This window comes from Nocardia sp. CA-135398 (assembly GCF_050955845.1).
In the GTDB taxonomy this organism is placed as follows: domain Bacteria; phylum Actinomycetota; class Actinomycetes; order Mycobacteriales; family Mycobacteriaceae; genus Nocardia.
Genome location: NZ_CP192084.1, coordinates 6,888,441 through 6,909,410, shown reverse-complemented (window position 1 = coordinate 6,909,410; position 20,970 = coordinate 6,888,441). Strand labels below are relative to the sequence as shown.

18 protein-coding genes are annotated in these 20,970 nt (G+C 65.6%); 9 read left to right on the top strand and 9 right to left on the bottom strand.

Translation table 11 applies throughout. The features are described from left to right. Window positions 1-126: 126 nt before the first annotated feature. The gene (gene rpsT / locus ACQP1T_RS30765; RefSeq protein ID WP_364384968.1) at window positions 127-387 is read right to left on the bottom strand and encodes a 30S ribosomal protein S20; all 261 of its coding nucleotides are present in this window, start codon (window positions 385-387) and stop codon (window positions 127-129) included. A 432-nt stretch (window positions 388-819) separates the two neighbouring features. On the opposite strand from rpsT, the gene ACQP1T_RS30760 reads away from it, so the two are divergent. From ACQP1T_RS30760 to ACQP1T_RS30745, 4 genes are all read left to right on the top strand, one after another. Beyond that, entirely contained in the window at window positions 820-2,427 is a 1,608-nt protein-coding gene (locus ACQP1T_RS30760) for a circularly permuted type 2 ATP-grasp protein (RefSeq protein ID WP_433762430.1), read from the top strand. Beyond that, the gene (locus tag ACQP1T_RS30755; protein ID WP_433756528.1) at window positions 2,427-3,401 is read left to right on the top strand and encodes an alpha-E domain-containing protein; all 975 of its coding nucleotides are present in this window, start codon (window positions 2,427-2,429) and stop codon (window positions 3,399-3,401) included. The genes ACQP1T_RS30760 and ACQP1T_RS30755 overlap by 1 nt, the downstream gene beginning before the upstream one ends. Next, on the top strand, window positions 3,398-4,240 hold the full coding sequence (locus tag ACQP1T_RS30750) for a transglutaminase family protein (RefSeq protein ID WP_433756527.1): 843 nt from the start codon (window positions 3,398-3,400) through the stop codon (window positions 4,238-4,240). The genes ACQP1T_RS30755 and ACQP1T_RS30750 overlap by 4 nt, the downstream gene beginning before the upstream one ends. Before the next feature lie 130 nt (window positions 4,241-4,370). Further along, a complete protein-coding gene (locus ACQP1T_RS30745; RefSeq protein WP_433756526.1) occupies window positions 4,371-5,159 on the top strand; it encodes an aquaporin in 789 nt (262 codons plus the stop codon). A 453-nt stretch (window positions 5,160-5,612) separates the two neighbouring features. Here ACQP1T_RS30745 and ACQP1T_RS30740 read toward each other — a convergent pair whose 3' ends face one another. From ACQP1T_RS30740 to ACQP1T_RS30725, 4 genes are all read right to left on the bottom strand, one after another. Further along, window positions 5,613-5,987, bottom strand: coding sequence for a hypothetical protein (locus ACQP1T_RS30740; RefSeq protein ID WP_433756525.1), 375 nt, complete (start codon window positions 5,985-5,987; stop codon window positions 5,613-5,615). A gap of 82 nt (window positions 5,988-6,069) precedes the next feature. Beyond that, a complete protein-coding gene (locus ACQP1T_RS30735) occupies window positions 6,070-6,438 on the bottom strand; it encodes a hypothetical protein (protein ID WP_433756524.1) in 369 nt (122 codons plus the stop codon). 238 nt (window positions 6,439-6,676) lie between these two features. Further along, window positions 6,677-7,255, bottom strand: coding sequence for a type II toxin-antitoxin system PemK/MazF family toxin (locus ACQP1T_RS30730; protein ID WP_433756523.1), 579 nt, complete (start codon window positions 7,253-7,255; stop codon window positions 6,677-6,679). A gap of 72 nt (window positions 7,256-7,327) precedes the next feature. Then, entirely contained in the window at window positions 7,328-8,056 is a 729-nt protein-coding gene (locus ACQP1T_RS30725; protein WP_433756522.1) for a hypothetical protein, read from the bottom strand. Window positions 8,057-8,205: 149 nt separating this feature from the next. On the opposite strand from ACQP1T_RS30725, the gene ACQP1T_RS30720 reads away from it, so the two are divergent. Both ACQP1T_RS30720 and lepA read left to right on the top strand, forming a co-directional pair. Further along, the gene (locus tag ACQP1T_RS30720; protein ID WP_433756521.1) at window positions 8,206-8,859 is read left to right on the top strand and encodes a DUF6304 family protein; all 654 of its coding nucleotides are present in this window, start codon (window positions 8,206-8,208) and stop codon (window positions 8,857-8,859) included. Between the two features lie 86 nt (window positions 8,860-8,945). Beyond that, window positions 8,946-10,808: a translation elongation factor 4 gene (lepA, locus tag ACQP1T_RS30715; protein ID WP_433756520.1), complete on the top strand. Its 1,863-nt coding sequence runs from the start codon at window positions 8,946-8,948 to the stop codon at window positions 10,806-10,808. A gap of 106 nt (window positions 10,809-10,914) precedes the next feature. Here lepA and ACQP1T_RS30710 read toward each other — a convergent pair whose 3' ends face one another. From ACQP1T_RS30710 to ACQP1T_RS30700, 3 genes are all read right to left on the bottom strand, one after another. Then, window positions 10,915-12,543, bottom strand: a complete 1,629-nt coding sequence (locus tag ACQP1T_RS30710) for an ATP-binding protein (protein WP_433756519.1) — start codon at window positions 12,541-12,543, stop codon at window positions 10,915-10,917. Window positions 12,544-12,645: 102 nt separating this feature from the next. Beyond that, entirely contained in the window at window positions 12,646-13,341 is a 696-nt protein-coding gene (locus ACQP1T_RS30705) for a response regulator transcription factor (RefSeq protein WP_433756518.1), read from the bottom strand. Between the two features lie 26 nt (window positions 13,342-13,367). Beyond that, the gene (locus ACQP1T_RS30700; RefSeq protein ID WP_433756517.1) at window positions 13,368-13,739 is read right to left on the bottom strand and encodes a hypothetical protein; all 372 of its coding nucleotides are present in this window, start codon (window positions 13,737-13,739) and stop codon (window positions 13,368-13,370) included. 406 nt (window positions 13,740-14,145) lie between these two features. Here ACQP1T_RS30700 and ACQP1T_RS30695 point away from each other — a divergent pair, with 406 nt between their 5' ends. Further along, window positions 14,146-16,404 carry a hypothetical protein gene (locus ACQP1T_RS30695; RefSeq protein WP_433756516.1) on the top strand — a complete coding sequence of 753 codons (2,259 nt, stop codon included), beginning with the start codon at window positions 14,146-14,148 and terminating at the stop codon, window positions 16,402-16,404. 87 nt (window positions 16,405-16,491) lie between these two features. Further along, on the top strand, window positions 16,492-18,291 hold the full coding sequence (locus ACQP1T_RS30690) for a hypothetical protein (RefSeq protein ID WP_433756515.1): 1,800 nt from the start codon (window positions 16,492-16,494) through the stop codon (window positions 18,289-18,291). A gap of 92 nt (window positions 18,292-18,383) precedes the next feature. Here ACQP1T_RS30690 and ACQP1T_RS30685 read toward each other — a convergent pair whose 3' ends face one another. Further along, complete coding sequence (locus tag ACQP1T_RS30685) at window positions 18,384-18,662, bottom strand: hypothetical protein (RefSeq protein WP_433756514.1); 279 nt, start codon at window positions 18,660-18,662, stop codon at window positions 18,384-18,386. A 277-nt stretch (window positions 18,663-18,939) separates the two neighbouring features. Between ACQP1T_RS30685 and ACQP1T_RS30680 the strand changes: the two genes are divergently transcribed. Beyond that, complete coding sequence (locus tag ACQP1T_RS30680; RefSeq protein WP_433756513.1) at window positions 18,940-20,928, top strand: glycoside hydrolase family 15 protein; 1,989 nt, start codon at window positions 18,940-18,942, stop codon at window positions 20,926-20,928. Window positions 20,929-20,970: the final 42 nt, after the last annotated feature.

Genomic DNA, 20,970 nt, shown 5'->3' with positions numbered 1-20,970 from the left:
GAGGCCGCCGAACCGGAAAAGTGATCCTCGCAATAGTCGATCAGCGACGACAAAAGCCGCCGTGGTCATCGGGGCCACGGCGGCTGCGTCAACGTATGGGTGGTACCGCGGGCGGTACCGATGTGATCAGAGCTTGTTCAGCGCCAGCGCGAGAGCCGACTTCTTGTTGGCGGCCTGGTTGGCGTGGATGACGCCCTTGGAAGCGGCCTTGTCCAGCTTGCGGCTGGCGACGACCAGCTGCTGGGCGGCCTTTTCCGTGTCACCGGCCGCGGCGGCCTCCCGGAAGCGGCGGATCTCGGTGCGCAGCTCGGACTTGACCGACTGGTTGCGCTTGCGCGCCGCCTCGTTGGTACGGATCCGCTTCATCTGGGACTTGATGTTGGCCACGCCTGTTTCCTCGTGTTCCTGTCGCTGGTGGACTGTGCTGAAAAGTTCGCGAGCGCGCGTTGGCAACCGGAGTAATCAGGTAACGCGACGCCGAAGATCGAGGGTACCAGCCGCCGCGTCGCACACGAAATCACCACCGGCCCGCACGCGAAATCGCCACCGCGCGAACGGTTCGACCGGCAACGCTACCGACCGCGGTAATGGGGCGTGAACACGACAGTGATGCAAGAAATTTACCTGCGTCTCACACGGCATCGATGCTGCGTGTTGCACGATTTTTGCATGACTCCCGCCTCGCCGCCACGTTCGGCGCGATCACCTGCGCCGACACGTGTCCGGTCGAACGGGCATGCGAACGGTAACGGCAGAGCAACCACATCCGGCCTATTCGAGGGCTACGGTCCCGGCCGATACGCGGACGCCTTCGACGAGATGTTCGACGGCCAGGGCCGGGTTCGTCAGCCGTATAAGGGAATCTTCTCGGCGCTCGCGCCGATCGACGTGGCCGATCTCGCGGCCCGCTCGGACGCACTCGACCGCGCCTTCATCGATCAGGGCATCACCTTCTCGCTATCCGGGCAGGAGCGGCCCTTCCCGCTCGATCTGGTGCCCCGGGTGATAGCGGCCGCCGAGTGGGCAAAGCTCGAGCGCGGGATCAAGCAGCGGGTGACGGCGCTGGAGCTGTTCCTCGCCGATGTCTACGGCGAGCAGAACATCCTGCGCGACGAGGTCATCCCCAAGCGGCTGGTCACCTCGTGCCAGCACTTCCATCGCGAGGCCGCCGGGCTGGTGCCGCCGAACGGGGTGCGCATTCATGTGGCGGGTATCGATCTGATCCGCGACGAGCGCGGCGATTTCCGGGTGCTGGAGGACAATCTGCGCTCGCCGTCCGGGGTGTCCTATGTCATGGAGAACCGGCGCACCATGGCGCGGGTCTTCCCGGATTTGTTCTCCTCGCACCGGGTGCGCCCGGTGGGCGACTATCCGGCCCATCTGCTGGCGGCGCTGCGGGCCTCGGCCGCGCCGAACGAGGCCGATCCGACGGTCGTCGTGCTCACCCCCGGCGTCTATAACTCGGCATACTTCGAACATTCGCTGCTGGCCAGGCAGATGGGGGTGGAGTTGGTCGAGGGGCGCGATCTGTTCTGCCGCGACAATGTCGTCTATATGCGGACCACGGCGGGGGAGCGCCAGGTCGATGTCATCTACCGCCGCATCGACGACACCTTCCTCGACCCCATGCACTTCCGGCCCGATTCGGTGCTCGGCGTCGCCGGACTGGTGAATGCCGCGCGGGCGGGCAATGTGGTCATCTCCAGCGCGATCGGCAACGGTGTCGGCGACGACAAGCTGACCTACGCGTATGTGCCGACGATCATCGAGTACTACCTCGCCGAGAAACCGGTGCTGCCCAATGTCGACACCTATCGCTGCTGGCTCGACGATGAGCGCGAAGAGGTGCTCGACCGCATCGGCGAACTGGTGATCAAACCGGTCGAGGGGTCCGGCGGCTACGGCATCGTCATCGGTCCGGTGGCCTCGTCACGGGAATTGGAGACGATCCGCCGCAAGATCAAGTCGGACCCGCGGGGCTGGATCGCTCAGCCGGTGGTGCAGCTGTCCACCGTGCCGACCAAGATCGGAAACGAGTTGGTACCGCGCCATGTCGACCTGCGGCCCTTCGCGGTCAATGATGGCGACGACATCTGGGTGCTGCCGGGCGGTTTGACGCGGGTGGCACTGCCGGACGGTTCGCTGGTCGTCAATTCCAGTCAGGGCGGCGGCAGTAAGGACACCTGGGTGCTGGCCGGGCGCGCCTCACCCGCCGACCGTGAGCTCGCGGGCGAGGAACTGGTCAGCGACCCGCCGCAGTCCGATCAGCGTGAGCTGGGCCGGGAATTGACTCCGACACAGTCGAATCAGCAACAGCAGCAGCAACAACAGGAGCAGCGGCTTGGATCGATGCGGCAGAGCCAGCGGCTGGGGCAGGGGCTGGGGCAGGGGCAGGGGCAACAGCAGCAGAGCGGGGGGACGCGCTGATGCTGGCCCGCAACGCCGAATCGCTTTATTGGATCGGACGATACGTCGAACGTGCCGATGACACCGCCCGCATCCTCGACGTCGCGGTGCATCAGTTGCTCGAGGACGCCACGGTGGATCCGGACCGAACCTCGCGAGTCCTGTTGCGGGTGTTGGGTATCGAGCCGCCCGAGGTCGAACTCGATGTCTGGTCGGTCACCGACTTGGTCGCCTTCAGCCACGACCACGGCAATTCCATTGTCGACTCGATCGCCAATGCGCGCGAAAACGCCAGGGGCGCACGCGAAGTCACCTCCAGCGAGATGTGGGAGTGCCTGAACGCCACCTATATCGGACTCACGGCCACCGAGAAGGCTGCCCGCAGTCTCGGCCCGCACGAATTCTTCCACTACATCAAGGGTCGGGCGGCAATGTTCGCCGGACTCTCCGATTCCACCCTCAGTCGCGACGACGGTTACCGCTTCCTGCTGCTCGGTCGCTCCATCGAACGCGTGGATATGACTGTGCGCCTGCTGCTTTCGCGCGCGGGCGACCGCACCTCGTCACCGGCCTGGGTGACAGTTCTGCGCTCGGCCGGTGCGCACGACACTTATCTGCGCACCCACCGCGGCGCGCTCGATGCCAATCTGGTCGCCGAATTCATCCTGCTCGACCGGCTTTTCCCGCGTTCGGTCTTTCATTCGGTGCGGGTGGCCGAGGCCTGCCTCGCCGAACTCGACCAGCGCCCGAGCAGCCGGGTCGGCGCGCGCCACGAGGCGCAGCGGCTGCTCGGCCGGGCCCGCAGCGAACTCGAATTCCTGCCACCCGGTGCGCTGCTGGAGGATCTGCAGAATCGCCTGCTTTCGCTGCAGAAGACCTGTCGCGAGGTCAGCGAGGCGATCGCGCTGCAGTACTTCCACGCCGCGCCGTGGGTGGCCTGGACCGATCTGCGCAGCAGCCAGGATAACCATGCGCAGGTGGAGGGAGAGCTGTGAGCTGGCGGATCAGGGTGGTGCACACCACCGGTTATGTTTACGACGCACCGGTCACCCGGTCGTTCAACGAGGCTCGGCTCACTCCGCGCGCGGACAGCAGACAGAACGTCATCCTGAATCGGGTCGAGACGGTGCCATCCACCCGGTCCTATCGCTACACCGACTACTGGGGTACCGCGGTCACCTCCTTCGATCTGCACGCCCCGCATACCGAATTGGAGGTCACCGGATCGTCGGTGGTGGAGACCGAACCGTTCGCCGGTCCGGCCGAGGAGTTGTCCTGGGCGGAATTGTATTCGGACAGCGTCGGCGACCGCTTCGACGAAATGCTCTCGCCCACAGTCTATGTGCCGCAGGACAAGAAGTTGGCCGCAGTCGCGAAACAGCTCGCACGCGGTGTGCCGCCCGCGAAAGCCGTTGTGCGCGCGGCCGAATGGGTGCACGCCGAAATGAATTACCTCGCGGGTACCACCTCGGTGCACACCTCGGCCGTGCAGGCCTTCGCCGAACGCCGCGGCGTATGCCAGGATTACGCGCATCTGACCCTGGTTTTGTTGCGCAGCATGGGGATTCCGAGCCGCTACGTTTCCGGATATCTGCACCCCAATCCGGCCGCCGAGATCAATACGACCGTCGCGGGGCAGTCGCACGCCTGGATCGAGGCGTGGACCGGTGCCTGGTGGGGCTACGACCCGACCAACAATATCGCCATCAACGAACAGCACATATCCGTCGGCGTCGGCCGCGACTATGCCGATGTGCCGCCGCTGAAGGGCATTTTCTCCGGCGGCGGATCGACCGATCTGGAGGTCGTCGTGGAGATCACCCGGCTCGCCTAGCCCAGCTATAGCGTTGTAGTGCTCACGTGACTCGCGTAACGTCCTTTTTCGCATCAGTCGTGATTTTCGCAGCAGTTCCCAGGTAGAAGCCCCGTGCATACGGGGAAGATCCTCTCGGAAGGTGGCGCGTATGTCTCCCACTGCTCAGGAAGTCGTCGAGGAAGTCACCGAACTGGAGCCGACGCCGGAGGCCAAGAAGTGGGCCGCCGAGGCGCTCGGCACATTCGTGCTGGTCATGAGCGGTGTCGGCACCGCGGTGCTGGCCGGTGAGCGCGTCGGTGGGCTCGGTGTTGCCCTGGCCTTCGGCTTATCTCTGCTGTTCCTGGTCTACGCGATCGGGCCGATCTCCGGCTGCCATGTGAATCCGGCTGTGACCGTCGGCCAGCTACTGCTCGGCAGGCTTTCCGTGCTCTCCGCGATCGGCTATGTGATCGCGCAGCTGATCGGCGGATTCCTGGCCGGACTCGTACTGTTCGCGATCGCGAAGAATCTGCCCTCCTACGACCGCGCGGTCAACGGGCTCGGGGCGAACGGCTGGGGTAAGCACAGTCCGTCCGCGGTGCGCGGCCCGCTCGGACAGGTGGTGATCGAGAACGGATACGGCTTGTCCGCGACGATCATCATCGAGGTGATGCTGACCGCGCTGCTGGTATTCGTGGTGCTGGCCTCCACCGATCAGATCTCCGACATTCCGCTGGCCGGTCTGTCGATCGGCGTCACGCTCGCGGTCATCCACCTGATCTCGATCCCGGTGGACAACACCTCGGTGAACCCGGCCCGCAGCCTCGCCGTCGCCTTTTACCAGGACGGTGCCGGACCCCAGGTCTGGGTCTTCGTGGTGTTCCCGCTCATCGGCGGCGTGCTCGGCGCGCTGATCTACGGCCTGCTGTTCGGCCGCTCCCGCGAAATGGTGTCTTGACCACCTCCCCGTGTCTTCACGCAGGCCAGTGAGTGGCAGCGCAGATCATCGAGTTATCCCCTGCCCTGGGAGCCCCCGCAGTGTTGCCCCTGGCTCGCCGATCAAGGTAGACACGATCCATGGAAACCAGAACGGCGCATGTTCGGCTGAAATGTTCGCTGGCGGGCGTCGCCGCTGGTCTGGCTTTGGTTGCGACCATTGCTCCGACCGCGTCGGCCGCCGCCGATCTTTCTGCTCGAGCCTCGACCACCGTAGCGGCTCCGATCGATTCGGGATCGGCCAGTGGCTCTGGATATCTGCTCAATGGTGTACTCGACCTCATCTGTGTACTCACTGGTTCACGGCCAACGTGCTGGGGCGATGTTCCCCAGTAAGTTCGGTTCGGTATAGCCCGAGCTTCTGGGGATCCGAGACAACGGATGGAGGCGAGGGCAATTCCGCACGTAAGCGGATTCAGTCCAGTATGCGGTCACAGGTCCCCGCATCTGCTCCGCGACCGTACGCCCGTTCGAAATCGGAATAACTCGGATCGACCTTGTCCATGTAATACGGGATAATGGCCGCCTCGACGTCTCGGCACAGCCATCTTTCACCCGTTTCACTATTTTCTATCTGGAAATTCAAAATGTGCCAGCCGCTTAAAGGGGCACCCGCCGCGGCCGTGCATTCACGCCCTTTCACGGATCCGAATGGGGTGAGCTGTGTGTACTTGCAGGTGTAGGTCGGCAGGGCTTGTGCCGTTGCTGTGGGGGCGGTCACCAGACCGGTGGTAGTGGCGGCCAGTATGAGTGTGGGCAGGCCGAGGCGTACAAGGCGGGGTGTGATCATCGTGGTTCCTGTTCGAAATCGAAATAAGTAACACCGTGGGAAATGGTCACTCGCGAACGGCTATATCGTTCGCGCCGCGCGGTCAGATAGGGCGACAGTTGCTCGCGTCCACCCCGGCGTTGAGCACCTCCTCCGCGTATAGCATTCCCGGGTAGATCGGATTGTCGAAGTATACAAACGCAGCACCGCACTCCCATTTTTCGCCGGTGACGCTGTTTTCCATCCAGACGGGATAGAAATATGTGTCGTCCAACGGGGCGTCGGGTGAGGCCGTGCACTTGCGCGCTTTCATCGAGTTGAATACTGCTAAGACGTTTACGATGGGCGTGTACTTGCAGGTGTAGGTCGGCAGCGGGGGTTGCGCCGCGGCGGTGGGAGCCGCCGCCAGACCGGCGGTAGCGGCAGGCACGAGCGCGGAAAGCCCAAGGAGGGCAAGGCGGGTTGAGATCATCAAGGCTCCTGATCGAATCGAAATCACTGTCGTAACAGCAGTAAGCGTCTATTCGGCGTCAGAGTCCGAATTTGTGCGAAATCCATTGGTAGACCAGTGGTTCGCGATCACGCTTGTCGATCGGACTTAAGGAATCCTTAACGACAGCTGAAGCGCCGTGAACCGGTGTTCCGATTTGTTCTGATCGCGCTGCAGTATGTCCTGGCGGGTGCGAGCGTGGGGCAGGCCCGATTCCCGGTCAGTGCCAGTGGTATTCGGTGCACAGGCGGTGGGCGACCAGGTCGAAGGTCTTACGGGCCAGGATCGCGCCTTCGCGGCGAATGCCGTCCTCCGGGACGTCGAGTACTCGATCGAGGCGGACCCAGCTCGGTCTGCCCTCGTGATCCCAACTGCCACTGCCGATTCCGACCCAGTCGCGATCGTGGGCGCGTTCCGGATTCGATGACAGCATGAGTCCGAGCAGGGTCCTGCGGTCGCGGCCAACGACGAGCACCGGGCGGTCCTTGCCGTTATTCGGATCCTCCTCGAAGGGCACCCAGGTCCACACGATCTCGCCCGGATCGGCGCGACCGTCCAGTTGCGGGCAGTACACGATTTGCCTGGCCCGCTCGGCGGTCGGCACCGGGGTCGAGGCGATCGGCCGGATCGCGACCGCGGGCGCCTTCCGTGTCGCCAGCGACCCGACCGCGCGCTCGAGCAGCGATGAGCGCTGCAGTTTGTCCACCAGCTTCGGTCCCTGCTGCTTGACGATCTTGGGACCCTGCTCCTTCGCGATGAGGCCTAGCTGCTTGCCGATCGTGTTCCAAGTTCGGGCCATTCTTGGATGGTAACGGCGCGATCTCGTCTTCTCATCAGCACTGCCTACCGCCCGGTAGTGCGAGTTCGCGCGTCATGCGTCGGTGCGCTGCCGGACTCGTGTCGAAAACGGTTGCAGCACCGGATATCTGCTGGCCGAGACGGTATCGAGGTCGCGATCGGCGCCGATCCTGGTTACCGAGTCCAGCATGCGGCGCACCCGGTCCTGGAACTCGGCCGCGTCGCGCGCGCCGTACCAGGCCAGCGGATCGGTGAGCGCCGCCGCCGGAAACTGTTCCTCGACAATGGCATCGATGGCGGGCGCGTCCGGTGTGATCGCCCGGACCACCACGTTCTGCGTGTAGCCGAATGTCGACTGTGTCTCGATGGCCACCGCGGTGTGCCGTCCCTGCCAGTCGCTGAGCCATTCCGCCTGGCTGAGTTCGGCGGGTCTGCGCAGGAAGGCGAGGTTGCCGAAGCCCTCGGTGCGGGTCGGGACCGAGTCGTCGAGCCGCAGCGGCACCGACTCGGTCACCAGATATCCGTGTGCCGCGGTGGCGAATTCGGTGAGGATATCGGCCACGGCCGTGGCCTCGGGACCGTAGCTCTGTTCGACCCAAACCGTGACCGCCGCGGCGATCGGCGGATCCAGCGTGACCATTCGCATCAATGCGGCCTGGACCGCCGCGTCACGGACATAGACGGTGACACCCGCAACCCCGAGGTCGACCAGGCGCGCGGCCACGGTGGTGCGCAGTGATTCGCACCACGACTCGGTCGCCTCGGCATCGGAACGGCGCAGGACGAAGACCAATTTCTCCATCCGCCGAAGGTACGGCCGCGGACCCGCCGGTGTGCGGGATTTGTCCGATTACCGGGACGGATTCGGCGATGCCGCGCAACAGGGTTCGCTCGCGCGCCATTCTCCGCTAGAGTCTGGCGAAGTTCGTCGCGGGAGAAGGTAATCCAGCTGTGCAACCGCAGGTATTTCCCGGAACCTACACCGACGATCATGGCACCGAGCGCATCATGTGGCGGATCGGGCCATCGCGGCACTGGGGTCCGAACCGGTTCGATATCCGCACGGTGATCCGTGGTGTTCCGGTGGCGGGGCCGGACTTCGACGCGCTCGGTCCCTACGACAAGAGCGCCGCGCTTCGGGTCGGACTGCCCGTCGACGAGTGGGATGCCATCTCGGGCTGCGCATTCTCCGGTGAACTGCCCTGCTCGGTGCAGGCGCACGACCAGCGGCAATCCAGTGTGATCCATTTCCGGCTGACACTGCCGCCAGGCGGGGTAGGGGAGTCGCTCGAACTCGCTATCGACATCGACGGGCAGACCTACCAGGGCACCGACAGATACTTCGAGGACGCGTTGTTCCGGCTCGGCCAGCAGTTCCCGGACGACATCCGGCTGCTGTCCTGCATAACGTGCCTGTTCTCCGACTACTCACCGTACGGTCACGGCCTCACCGGCATGTGGTGTCATCGCGATGCCAAGGACCAGTACCTCGCGGTCCGCACCAAGGACGACTATTTCGAGGTGCCGGTGACCGAGCAGGTACCCGAGACCTACCTGTGCACCGACTACACGCACCGCATCCCCGGCACCGGCTACCGCGGCTGAAAAGTGGTACGGAACGCGGAACGGTGAACCGCTGACAGTGCCGCTACCTCGCGCATGGGACGATGGACAGCAGTTTGCCGATACCCATGAGGAGTGGAGTGCCCGCCAGCTTCGCCGACACGACGTTCACCGATCCCGCCCGGATCCGGAACTTCTGCATCATCGCGCACATCGACCACGGCAAGTCGACGCTGGCCGACCGCATGCTGCAGCTCACCGGTGTGGTCGAGGAGCGGGCGATGCGCGCCCAGTACCTGGACCGGATGGATATCGAGCGCGAGCGCGGCATCACCATCAAGGCCCAGAATGTGCGGCTGCCCTGGCAGGTCGACGGCACCGACTACGTACTGCATCTGATCGATACGCCCGGCCACGTCGACTTCACCTATGAGGTGTCGCGTGCGCTCGAGGCGTGCGAGGGTGCGGTGCTGCTGGTCGACGCGGCGCAGGGCATCGAGGCGCAGACACTGGCGAATCTGTACCTGGCGCTGGACAAGGATCTGACGATCATCCCGGTGCTGAACAAGATCGACCTGCCCGCCGCGGATCCGGACCGCTATGCCGCCGAGATCGCTCATATCGTCGGCTGCGAACCCGATGAGGTGCTGCGGGTCTCCGGTAAGACCGGTGTCGGTGTGGTGGAGCTGCTGAACGAGGTCATCAAGCAGGTGCCACCGCCGGTCGGCGATCCGGACGCACCCGCGCGCGCCATGATCTTCGACTCGGTCTACGACACCTATCGCGGTGTGGTCACTTATGTCCGCGTGGTGGACGGCAAGATCATTCCGCGCGAGAAGATCAAGATGATGTCCACCGGCGCGACGCATGAGCTGCTCGAGGTCGGCATCGTCTCCCCGGAGCCCAAGCCCACCCAGGGCCTCGGCGTCGGCGAGGTCGGTTATCTGATCACCGGTGTGAAGGATGTGCGCCAGTCGAAGGTCGGCGATACCGTGACCTCCGCGCGCGGCGGTGCCAGCGAACCGCTCACCGGCTATCGCGAGCCGCGCCCGATGGTGTACTCCGGTTTGTACCCGGTCGACGGCTCGGACTACCCGGACCTGCGCGACGCACTGGACAAGCTCCAACTCAACGACGCCGCGCTGACCTACGAGCCGGAGACCTCGGTCGCGCTCGGCTTCGGATTCCGCTGCGGGTTCCTCGGTCTGCTGCATATGGAGATCACCCGCGAGCGTCTGCAGCGCGAATTCGATCTGGACCTGATCTCGACCGCGCCGAATGTGGTCTACAAGGTGGAGATGGAGGACGGCGCCGAACACGTCGTCACCAATCCGTCGTACTGGCCGGAGGGCAAGGTCCGGCACGTGTACGAGCCGGTGGTCAAGTGCACGATCATCTCGCCGAGCGAATTCATCGGCTCGATCATGGAGCTGTGCCAGTCCCGGCGTGGTGAGCTCGGCGGTATGGACTATCTGTCCGAGACCCGCGTCGAACTGCGCTACACCATGCCGATGGCCGAGATCATCTTCGACTTCTTCGATTCGCTGAAGTCGCGGACCCGCGGTTACGCCAGCCTCGACTACGAGGAGTCGGGTGTGCAGGAATCGGCGCTGGTCAAGGTGGATATTCTGCTGCAGGGCGAGGCCGTGGACGCGTTCAGCGCGATCGTGCACCGCGACGCCGCGCAGGCCTACGGCCACAAGATGACCACCAAACTGCGCGAACTCATTCCACGCCAGCAGTTCGAGGTGCCCATCCAGGCCGCCATCGGCTCGAAAATCATTGCCCGCGAGAACATCCGCGCCATCCGCAAGGATGTGCTCGCCAAGTGCTACGGCGGTGACATCAGCCGTAAGCGCAAACTGCTCGAGAAGCAGAAGGAGGGCAAGAAGCGCATGAAGACCATCGGCCGCGTCGACGTTCCTCAGGAAGCCTTCGTAGCCGCCCTCTCCTCCGACGCCGCCTCCGATAAACCCAAGGGCCAGAAGTAACCCGACTGGCAGTACAAAGACATCCATCGCTGTGCCATTGGGCTCGAGGTGACGTTGCCTGAACCGGTTGGCATCAAGCTCGACACCAAGCCGCTCTTGGAGTGGGTCAAAAAGTAGAGCCGCTGATCTTTACCCGGAGGCGTACACCACCCAGTGGGCTTTGATCCAGTTCGGCTGTGCCGGAATGGAGTTCGGCTTGTTGGCGGACCAGGGCGAGGCCTAGGCCGGAGCCGGGGGAGCCGGGGCCTTTGGCGAAGCGGTCGAAGGCGGTGGGTCGGATGGATTCGGGGATACCGACGCCGTCATCGTCGATGACGATCTCGACATCGGCGGAGTTGTTGCGGCGCAAGGTGTTCGGATCGGCTGCGGGTACCTTGGTATTCGGATCGTCAGCAGTTGGATCGGTGGTGCTCGGACGGGCAGAATCCGCACTTGCCCCGGCGGGTTTCGGATCGGAATTGCTCGGATCGCAACGGCGCGCGGCGACCGTGATGGTGTGCGCGTGACCGTGCTGTACGGCGTTGGTGACCGCGTTGGTGATGATGAGCATGAGACCGCCGGGTAGACCGGTCACCGTTGTCGGGGTGCATTCGGTGAGCTCGATGCTTACCTCGGGGTGTCGGCGACGGGCGTCTTGTACTGCGCGGTCGAGGGTTTCGCAGAGTTCGAAGGGCTCGAAGGCGTCGGATTCGGTGAGTTCGCCGACGGCGAGTTGTTCCAGATCGGTGAGGGTGTTCTCGATCTGGCGTTCGGCGAGCAGGACATCGGCGAGTACCGCGCGCCGCTGGTCGGCGGGTAATTCCTTGGTGGCCAGGACTTCCAGGTCGGTGCGCATCGCGGTGAGCGGTGTGCGCAACTCATGGGCGCAGACAGCGGCGAAGTCTCTGGCGCTGGCAAGTGCGCGATTGGTGGCGCCGTGTGCCGCCTCGAGTCGGGCGAGCATGCGGGTGATGGCGTCGGAAAGTTCTTCCGCCTCACGGGCTCCGCGGCCGCTCAGCGGCGGGAGCTGTTCGAGGGTATCGATACCGTGCGTCGCGGTGGCCAGTCTGCGCAGTGGCCGCGCGGCATAACCGGCGAGGAACCAGCCGAGCACCGCGGCGAGCAGCACGCCCGCGATGCCGATCCCGACGCCGATCAGCTGGCTGCGGCGGATGGCCGAATCCACCAGTGCGCGATCGGGTTCGAGCCGCACCACCAAACCGGGCGCGCCCGCGACAACGGTGCGGACGTCACCGGGGCTCACGATCACGCGCCCTGGTAGGGCAGGATCCAGGTGGGGGAGGGGGATGTCGGGGCCCAATTGTGGGGCGGTGATTGCGGGTTCCGATTGCGGGGCGGGGATTGCCGGACTGGGTTGTGGGGCGGTGATTGCGGGTTCCGATTGCGGGGCGGGGATTGCCGGACTGGGTTGTGGGCCGGGGATTGCGGGTCCCGGCGGGGTGGGGATCGCGGGACTGGGTTGCGGTGCGGCGGCGGTGGGACCCAGTTGCGGTGTGGGGAGGGGCTGTGGATCGGGGAGCGTCCGAATCACTACGTGCGGTGGCGTATCCAGCGGTGGTGCGATGGCGACGCCCATCGTCGAGACCGTGTCGTCGAACTGACGGGAACCGGTGGCGTCGAGAAGTGCCGTATAGGCGATGCCGAGCGTGACCGCGACAAGCGCCGCGACCACGCCCGACACCAACGCCACGCGAGCGCGCAACGAAAGGGACACTTCGCCTCTCGCAGACTTCACTGTCCGGCTCCCCCGACTCGTCGGCGCTCGGGTCGTCGTGCGGGAACCGATTCCGCTGCTCGCTCACGATTCCGCCGCTCGCTCATGATTCCTCCGAAGCGCTCATGCTTGTTCCCGCAGTACGAATCCCACCCCGCGCACGGTGTGGATCACCCGAGGCGCACCGTGCGCCTCCAACTTCCGCCGCAGATAGGAGACGAACACATCCACCACATTGGTGTCGGTGGTGAAGTCGTAACCCCAGACCGCGGAAAGGATCTGCTCGCGGCTGAGCACGATGCCGATGTTCTCGGCGAGCAGTGCGAGCACCTCGAATTCCCGTTTGGTCAGCTCCACCTGCTGTCCGCTCGCGAACACCCGATGCCCGGCCCGATCGATGCGCACCTGTCCGACTCGGCGTTGCTCATCACCGGACGGCCGGATCAGCGCGGGCCGACGGCGCAACAACGCATGCAGGCGCGCGACGAGTTCGCCCAGGTCGAAGGGCTTGGTCAGGTAATCGTCCGCGCCACGCTCCAGCGCCGCGATGCGATCGCTGACCGCGGTGCGCGCGCTGAGCACACAGATCGGAATATCGTTGCCCAGCGCGCGCAACGCCGTAACCACGCCCGCCCCATCCAGATTCGGCATATTCACATCGAGCACCATGGCGTCCGGCTCGGTGCTGCGGACCATCGCCAGCGCCTCGGCGCCGTCACCCGCGGTGACCACCTCGAAGTCCGAGAGTTCGAGCCCGCGCCGCAGCGAGGCGAGAACTCGAAACTCGTCGTCCACGACCAAGATGCGTTGTCCGGCCATGGGGCCACCATAGAGCCGCCCCTCGGTCAGCTGCCGCTACTGCCGCTCGGTGCCGGACGGGCGGGCCGGATGTGTACGACGCCGGGCCGAGCCGGTTCGCCGGGCTGGCCAGGCGCAACGATGACCGGTCCGGACGGATCGATATCCGGGCAGCCGGGCGGTGCGTCGATTGGCGGCAGCGGTGCGCCCGGCGCACCGAGGCCCCGACGCTCCTGGATCACCACGTGGGGTTCGCCCGGCCCCTGCACCACGCACGTCACCGTCAGGTCCCCGTCGTCAGGGAGCGGCGGATAGGCCGAGGCGGCTCCGGCGACCAACGCGGCCGCGCCGGCGGCGAATGCGGTACCCGTGACGATGGCGGCAATGCGGGCTCGGCCGCGTCCGAGGGTTGCGGTCATGATGCGATCTCCTTCGCGTCGGTGCCGGGTTTGTCCCGGCGAGACCGACGCTAAGCAGCGCAACTTCACCATCTCTTGAGCAATCATTAGAAATCTCTTGCGGCGCATCGAACTTCGGGCTGTACGCGTGGCCGCCGACGAGTTAGTCTCGTCGACACGGTTTCGGGCCGCGGGCCCGGAGCGCTCGAGCAGGTCCGATGGCGACACCGGCCCCGGTTCGGGATGCCCGCAGAAACAGGGCTTCCGTTCTGGTTTCTCCAATGGCAAGGTTATGTTGCTCGTCACAGTCGTATGCTCTGCGGACCTGCAGAATGTGACAGTTGGGTTTTCCGGAATATCGTTAGGTGATCTTCACTCGGTCTGCCCGGCGTGGTGAGGATGCTGGAAACCTGAGAGTGGAGCTTGCATGACGAGTGACCTGCCCTTCGACAGCGATGCCACCGATGCTGACGATCGTGCGGGCGATACCGCCTATCGCGTTGCCACCGGCGTCGCGCGGGTAGCGCGGGCGGGCGCGTACGTCACCGGCGGCGCGCTGGTCGCCACCAACGGCGGTCCCGCCCCCGTTCATCCCGGCGGGCAACGGCTCGACAGCTGGACTTCGGCCTACACCCGCGACCCCGATGCGGACGCGCCGAGTCCGGTGGTCACCTTCCCGGATCCGGACCCGAATTCGACACCGCCCGCACCAGTGCATTCGTCGACGCCGACCCCGCGCGATGTCAGCGTCAACGCGCCGTTCACCATCCCGAACGTGCCCAATTCGGGCGTATACATCGGAACTGTGCCGCAGCAGCATTCAGCACAGCCGTGGCAGAACACCGGGTACGGCAACAGCTATCAGCCCGGACTCGGCCTCGGAACCGAGAGCGAACGGTCCGGTCTAGATCTGCACAGCGATTCACCGCAGTCCGGCCTCGATCTCGGTACCGGACACGTGCCAGGAGTCGGTAACCTGCCCGGATTCGACCTGGGGCAGGCCGGTCACGGCTTCAACCTGCCCAACCCGAACGGCTTCCTCACTCCGGGTTCGAATCCCTTTGCTCTCCCCCGCGTTCCGGCGTCGGCGACGGCCGGCAACACCGCGATCAGCGAATCGGTGAGCAGCGATGCCGAAAGCGCCGACGACAGCGATGCGGGCGCGAGCAACGTTCCGTTCTACGGCGGCAACATGTTCCACAGCGGCGCGACCGGGGGCAGTGGTGCGCTGTTCCACGGCAACGACGCGTACCACGGCAACGACGCGTACCACGGCAACGACGCGTACCACGGCAACGACGCGTTCCAAGGTAGCGACGCATTGCACGGGGCCGACATGTTCCACGGTGTCGGCAATCCAGATGCCGTCGGTGTATTCATCAATGCGGAGGCCGCTTTCAGCGTGCATACCGAACTCGGAGTCGACTTCAGCGTCGGCCCGAACGGGATGTACCTGGCCACCCAGTCCAAGGTCGAGGTCGACGGCGCGCTGAAGGTCGAGGTCGGCGCGGGTCGGGTCGGTGACAATATCGACAGGTTCTCCGATTGGCTCGGCCAGACCCCAGGCACCACCGGACGTTCCGGTCTCGACAATTCCGGCACGCACGCCCCGGCCAATCCGGTTGGCACCCAGCCCGTCGGCGGATCCCCGTACTCGGCGGTGCAGCCTGTCGCGGTGCAGCCCGTGCAGCCGTTCGTGGCGCCGCTGCCCGCGCCGATCGCACCGGCCGTCGCGCCCGCGCCGATCGCCCCCGCGGCGGTGGCAGCGCCGGTCGCGGCCACCCCGCTGCAGACCACGATTCAGCCGGATGTGGCGAGCACCCCGGTCGCCAATGTCCTTGTCGCACTGCCGGGTCCGTCGCCGCTGACCGCGCCCGCCGCGACGGTGCCCGCGCTGTTCGAGCCGCGGCCCGTTCCGGCGAAGCATCCGGTCGTGGTCGACGATTCGCATTCGACCACCACACCGGTGACCAGCTCCCCGACCACCGTCACCAAGACGGTGCCGGTCCCCGCCGACAACACCACCGGGCATCCGACCAAGACGCCCGATACGGGCAGCACCAAGCCCGGCCACACCACAGTGCCGGACACCGATGCCACCGGGACGACGAAGATCCCGACCGCGACCCACGCGCCGACCACCCAGGCCCCCACCACGCACGCGCCGACCCACACCGCGACACCGACGACACCGGACGACGACGATGTGACGCTCCCGAGCACCGGCAATGGCGGAACCGGCACCAGTCACAACGGCGGGACAACCCCGAGCACCGTGAACGGTGGCAACTCGATCCCGAACACACACACCACCCAGCCGGATGTCGACGACCCGACCGTGGACGTCCCGACCGTCTCGGTGCCGACGGTCACGCACTCCGCACCGACGGTCCCGCCGACCGCGGATATCGATATCCCGACCGCGAATTCCCCGGCACCGATCCCGACTCAGCAACCGCACGTGCCCGCGCCGACCATGCCAGCACCGGTCACCCCGATCAAGCCGCCGACGCACCCGATCGCGGCCGAAATCAGTGATCCGGCCGATTTCGCGCACCCGGTATACGAGCCCGATCACGCGGCGCTGACGCTCATGTCCGCCGGGCTGTCCATGCCGGTGCTGCCCGATCCGGGTCTGGACGACGGTCACCATTTCGTGGCGGGGCTGGATATCACCCTGATCTAGGAGAGCCGCTCGGGGGTCGCGCGCATCCGTCGCGCTGGCGCATGTCATCGTCGAATGCGATATCCGTACGACAGTTAGGAGGAGCGGTTGTCTGCCGCAGCCGGGCTGGAGGCCGCCACGGTGAAACATCCGGAGGCGATGGCGCCGGTCATCGGCATCCTCGATCAACTGCAGGAGATGACCCGCTCCGCGGGGCGGCAAGACCTGGGTGGCCGACTGAGTATGGTCCGGGCCAGGGTCGGTGACACCCGGTTGCGCCTCGTGGTCGTCGGTGCCGCGAAGAACGGAATGAGCACTCTGGTCAACGGTCTGATCGGGGCGCGGGTGAGTGCCACCGAGAGCGCGCTGAGTGTGCCGGTGATCGCGGAGTACGGACCGGAGCCGACCGCCGTGCTTGTGAAATCGCTGGGCGCGGGCCGGATCGAACGTCAGCCCGTCGATCCGCTCGACCCCGGGCCCGCGCTGGCCGCCGACGGGGTGATCCGCGCCGAATTCACCGAGCCGAGTCCGCTGCTCGCCGAGGGCCTTGTCGTGATGGACGCACCAGGCAGCAACGGCGATGACCACACCACCTGGTCGATGATCGCCGCCGCGGATGCGGTGCTCTACGTCGGTGACGCCGGAAACGAGTTCAGCCCGGAGCAGATCGACTACCTCGAGCGCATCCAGCAACTGTGTCCGACGGTCATCTGCGCGCTGAACAAGATCGACCTGCATCCGCACTGGCAGCACACCCAGCAGCGCAATCGCGAGCTATTGGATGCGGCCGGTCTCGGCTTCGCGGTGGCGCCGGTCTCCGCGCTGCTGCACCTGCAAGCGGGCAACTATCAGCGTGATATCGAATCCGGTGTGCCCCAACTGGTCGACCACCTGCGCGACTATGTACTGGCACGGGCCGACAGCCTGGTGCTGGAAGCCGCGGCCAACGACATCCGGCTGGTCGCCGACCACCTCGCCGTGACCTTGCGGACCGAGGCCGAGGCGCTACGCGATCCGCGCCGCCGGGTGGAAATCACCGAACAACTGGTCGCCGCCCGCGACCAGGCCGACCAACTGCGGCAACGCTCGGCCAACTGGCAGGTCACCCTCGGCGACGGCAGTACCGAGCTGATGGCCGATATCGAACACGATCTGCGGCACCGGCTGCGCAGTCTGGTGCGCGATGCCGAGGCCGAGATCGCCCGGACCGATCCGGCCCGCCGCTGGCAGGATTTCGGCGCGGATCTGGACGCCCGCATCTGCGAGGCCGTCGAAGAGAATTTCGTGGTGGCGCACTACCGGGCGGTGGAACTGTCCGAGCAGGTGGCGGCCAAATTCCCCGCCGATCACCGCACGCCGCCGCTACCGGATCTACGGCTGGAAAATCCCGGTGAGGTGCTCGACCATGTGGCGCCGCTGGATCCGCTGATCAGCGGGAAAGCCGGTGTGCTCGGTCAATTCCTGACCGTCATGCGCGGGTCCTACGGTGGTCTGCTCATGGTCGGTGTGCTCACCAGTCTGCTGAAAATGCCACTGGTGAACTGGTATTCGGCCGCCGCCGCCCTGCTGCTCGGCGCCAATGCGCTGTGGGACGACCGCAAGGCGCGCAAGCAGCGCCGTCAGTCCGAGGCCAAGGTTTCGGTGGCCAGACTGATGGACGATGTGATCTTCCAGGTCGGTAAGGAATCGCGAAATCGGTTGCGCGCCGTGCAGCGCACGCTGCGCGATCACTTCACCGATATCGCCACCGATGTGCTCCGCGCCGCCGACGAACGGCTGCGCGTCGCGGAGGTGGCCTATGGCAAATACGGCGATCACCGGGAGGAACGCATCGCCGATCTGGATGTGCAACTCGGCAGGTTGCGCGGGCTGCGCGCCGAGACCGATGGGATCAGCGCGGCCGCGTAGCCGAGGACGATTCGGCTAGCGAGTCACGAGCCAGGCGATGACGATGAGCACGAGCAGGGCGATCAAGGCGAGCTGAACGCGGGAACGCGGCATCATCGCGCCCCGCTCTGCGCGATCTCGCGCACCGCCGCGATCGGCTCGGGCATCAGTGCGGGCTCAGGGCCGACGACATCCTCGGCGGTGAGTGCCGTCGCGGTCGTGCGATTACGGCCGAGCAGTTGCAGCGAGATACGCAGCAGTCGATCCAGCAGGTAGGCGATGGCGAAGCTGACCGGAACCATGCCGACCAACACCACGATGAACTGCGGGATAAACGGCAATCCCGCGACCCACAGCTCGAAGCCGTCCCACCATCCTGCGATCTGATGCACGGCACCAGCCTAGCTGTGTTGAATTTGCAGCGCCTGCGGCGCCGCGAACGTCGCTCGTAAGCCTCGCTCCGTGGGGGCGGGGAGAGGCTTGGACGGGCTTCGTCGCATGCGCTTCGACGACTCGGACGCGACACGGGGCCGCGAACTCCTCGCTCGTAAGACTGGCTCCGTGGTGGCCGAGTTCACGTTGCGTGTTTCGTGGCGGTCAGTGGGGCGCTGGTCGATGGGTTTCGGCGCGGTCGGTGGACGATATGGGCGGACGGACCGAAGATGAGGTATGGCGTCTACCGATGATCTGACCGTCGACGAACCGGCCGACCTGCCCGTGCTCAGCAAGCTGAGTCAGGTACGCCAGCACGCCACCTATCCGCCGATCGACGATTACGCATTTCTGTCCGACTGTGAGACCAGCTGTCTGATCGCCAGCAATGGCGGCGTCGAGTGGATGTGCGTGCCACGCCCCGATTCGCCGAGCATTTTCGGCGCGATGCTCGATCGCAGTGCCGGTCATTTCCGGATCGGCCCGTACGGGGTCAATGTGCCCGCGGCGCGACGGTACCTGCCCGGCGGCATGATCCTGGAGACGACCTGGCAGACCGAGACGGGCTGGCTGATCGTGCGCGACGCGCTGGTGCTCGGCCCATGGCACAACAACGATCAGCGCAGCAAGACCCATCGCCGCACGCCGATGGACTGGGATGCCGAACATATTCTGTTGCGCACGGTGAAGTGCGTGAACGGCACTGTCGAGCTGGAGATGAGCTGCGAACCCGCCTTCGACTACCACCGCGCCCCGGCCCGCTGGGAGTACACCGGCAAGGTGTACGAGGAGGCCACCGCGGTGCGTACCACCGATCCGACCGCTGGCCCGACGCTGGTGCTTACCACCGATCTGCGGCTCGGACTCGAGGGCCGCGAGGCTCGGGCAAGGACCAGGATGAAGGAGGGCGACGAGGTGTTCGTCGCGCTGACCTGGTCGGAGCTGCCCGCACCGCGCACCTTCGAGGATGCGGCGCAGAAGATGTGGCAGACCACCGAATGCTGGCGGCAGTGGATCACCCTCGGCGATTTCCCGGATCATCCGTGGCGCAACTACTTACAGCGCAGCGCGCTCACGCTCAAGGGACTCACCTACGCGCCGACCGGTGCGCTGATGGCCGCTGCCACCACTTCGCTGCCGGAAACCCCTGGTGGCCAACGCAATTGGGACTATCGCTATACCTGGGTGCGCGATTCCAGTTTCGCGCTGTGGGGCCTGTACACCCTCGGCCTGGACCGCGAGGCCAATGACTTCTTCGCCTTCCTCAGGGACGCCACCACCGGCGACAACGGCGAACCCGTTCCGTTGCAGGTGCTCTACGGTATCGGCGGCGAACGTGACCTCACCGAGAGCACGCTCGACAACCTGACCGGCTACGACGGCGCGAAACCCGTGCGCATCGGCAACGGCGCCTACAACCAGGACCAGCACGATATCTGGGGCACCATGCTCGACGCGGTGTACCTGCACGTGAAATCCCGGCAACAGGTGCCGGAGTCGCTGTGGCCGCTGCTGGAGCGCCAGGTCCAGGCGGCCATCGCGCACTGGCAGGAGCCCGACCGCGGCATTTGGGAAGTGCGCGGTGAGCCACAGCATTTCACCTCGTCGAAAGTGATGTGCTGGGTGGCATTGGACCGCGGTGCGAAACTGGCCGAGCTGCACGGCGCGAACGAGCGGGCCACCGAGTGGTACACCATCGCCGACCAGATCAAGGCCGATATCCTCACCAACGGCGTGAATGCCGACGGTGTCTTCACCCAGACCTACGGCGGTGACACCCTGGACGCGTCACTGCTGCTGGTGGTGCTGAACCGCTTCCTGCCACCGAGCGACCATCGGGTGCGCGCCACCGTGCTCTCGATCGCCGACCGGCTCACCGAGAACGGCCTGGTGCTGCGCTACCGGACCGAAACCACCGATGACGGATTGACCGGTGCCGAGGGCACCTTCACCATCTGCTCGTTCTGGTTGGTCTCCGCACTGGTCGAGATCGGCGAATTGCAGCGCGCCCGTCATCTGTGCGAGCGGCTGCTCGGCTACGCGAGTCCGCTCCGGCTCTACGCCGAGGAAATCGATTCGCGCAGCGGCCGTCATCTCGGCAACTTCCCGCAGGCCTTCACCCATCTGGCCCTGATCAACGCCGTGACACACGTGATCCGGGCCGAGCAGTCACACACGTCCGGCGGATTCCAACCAGCGCATACACCAGCGAGCCTTCCCGCCTGAGGTCATGGGGCGCCGGAAACGGACTGTGACTGTCGAAAAGAC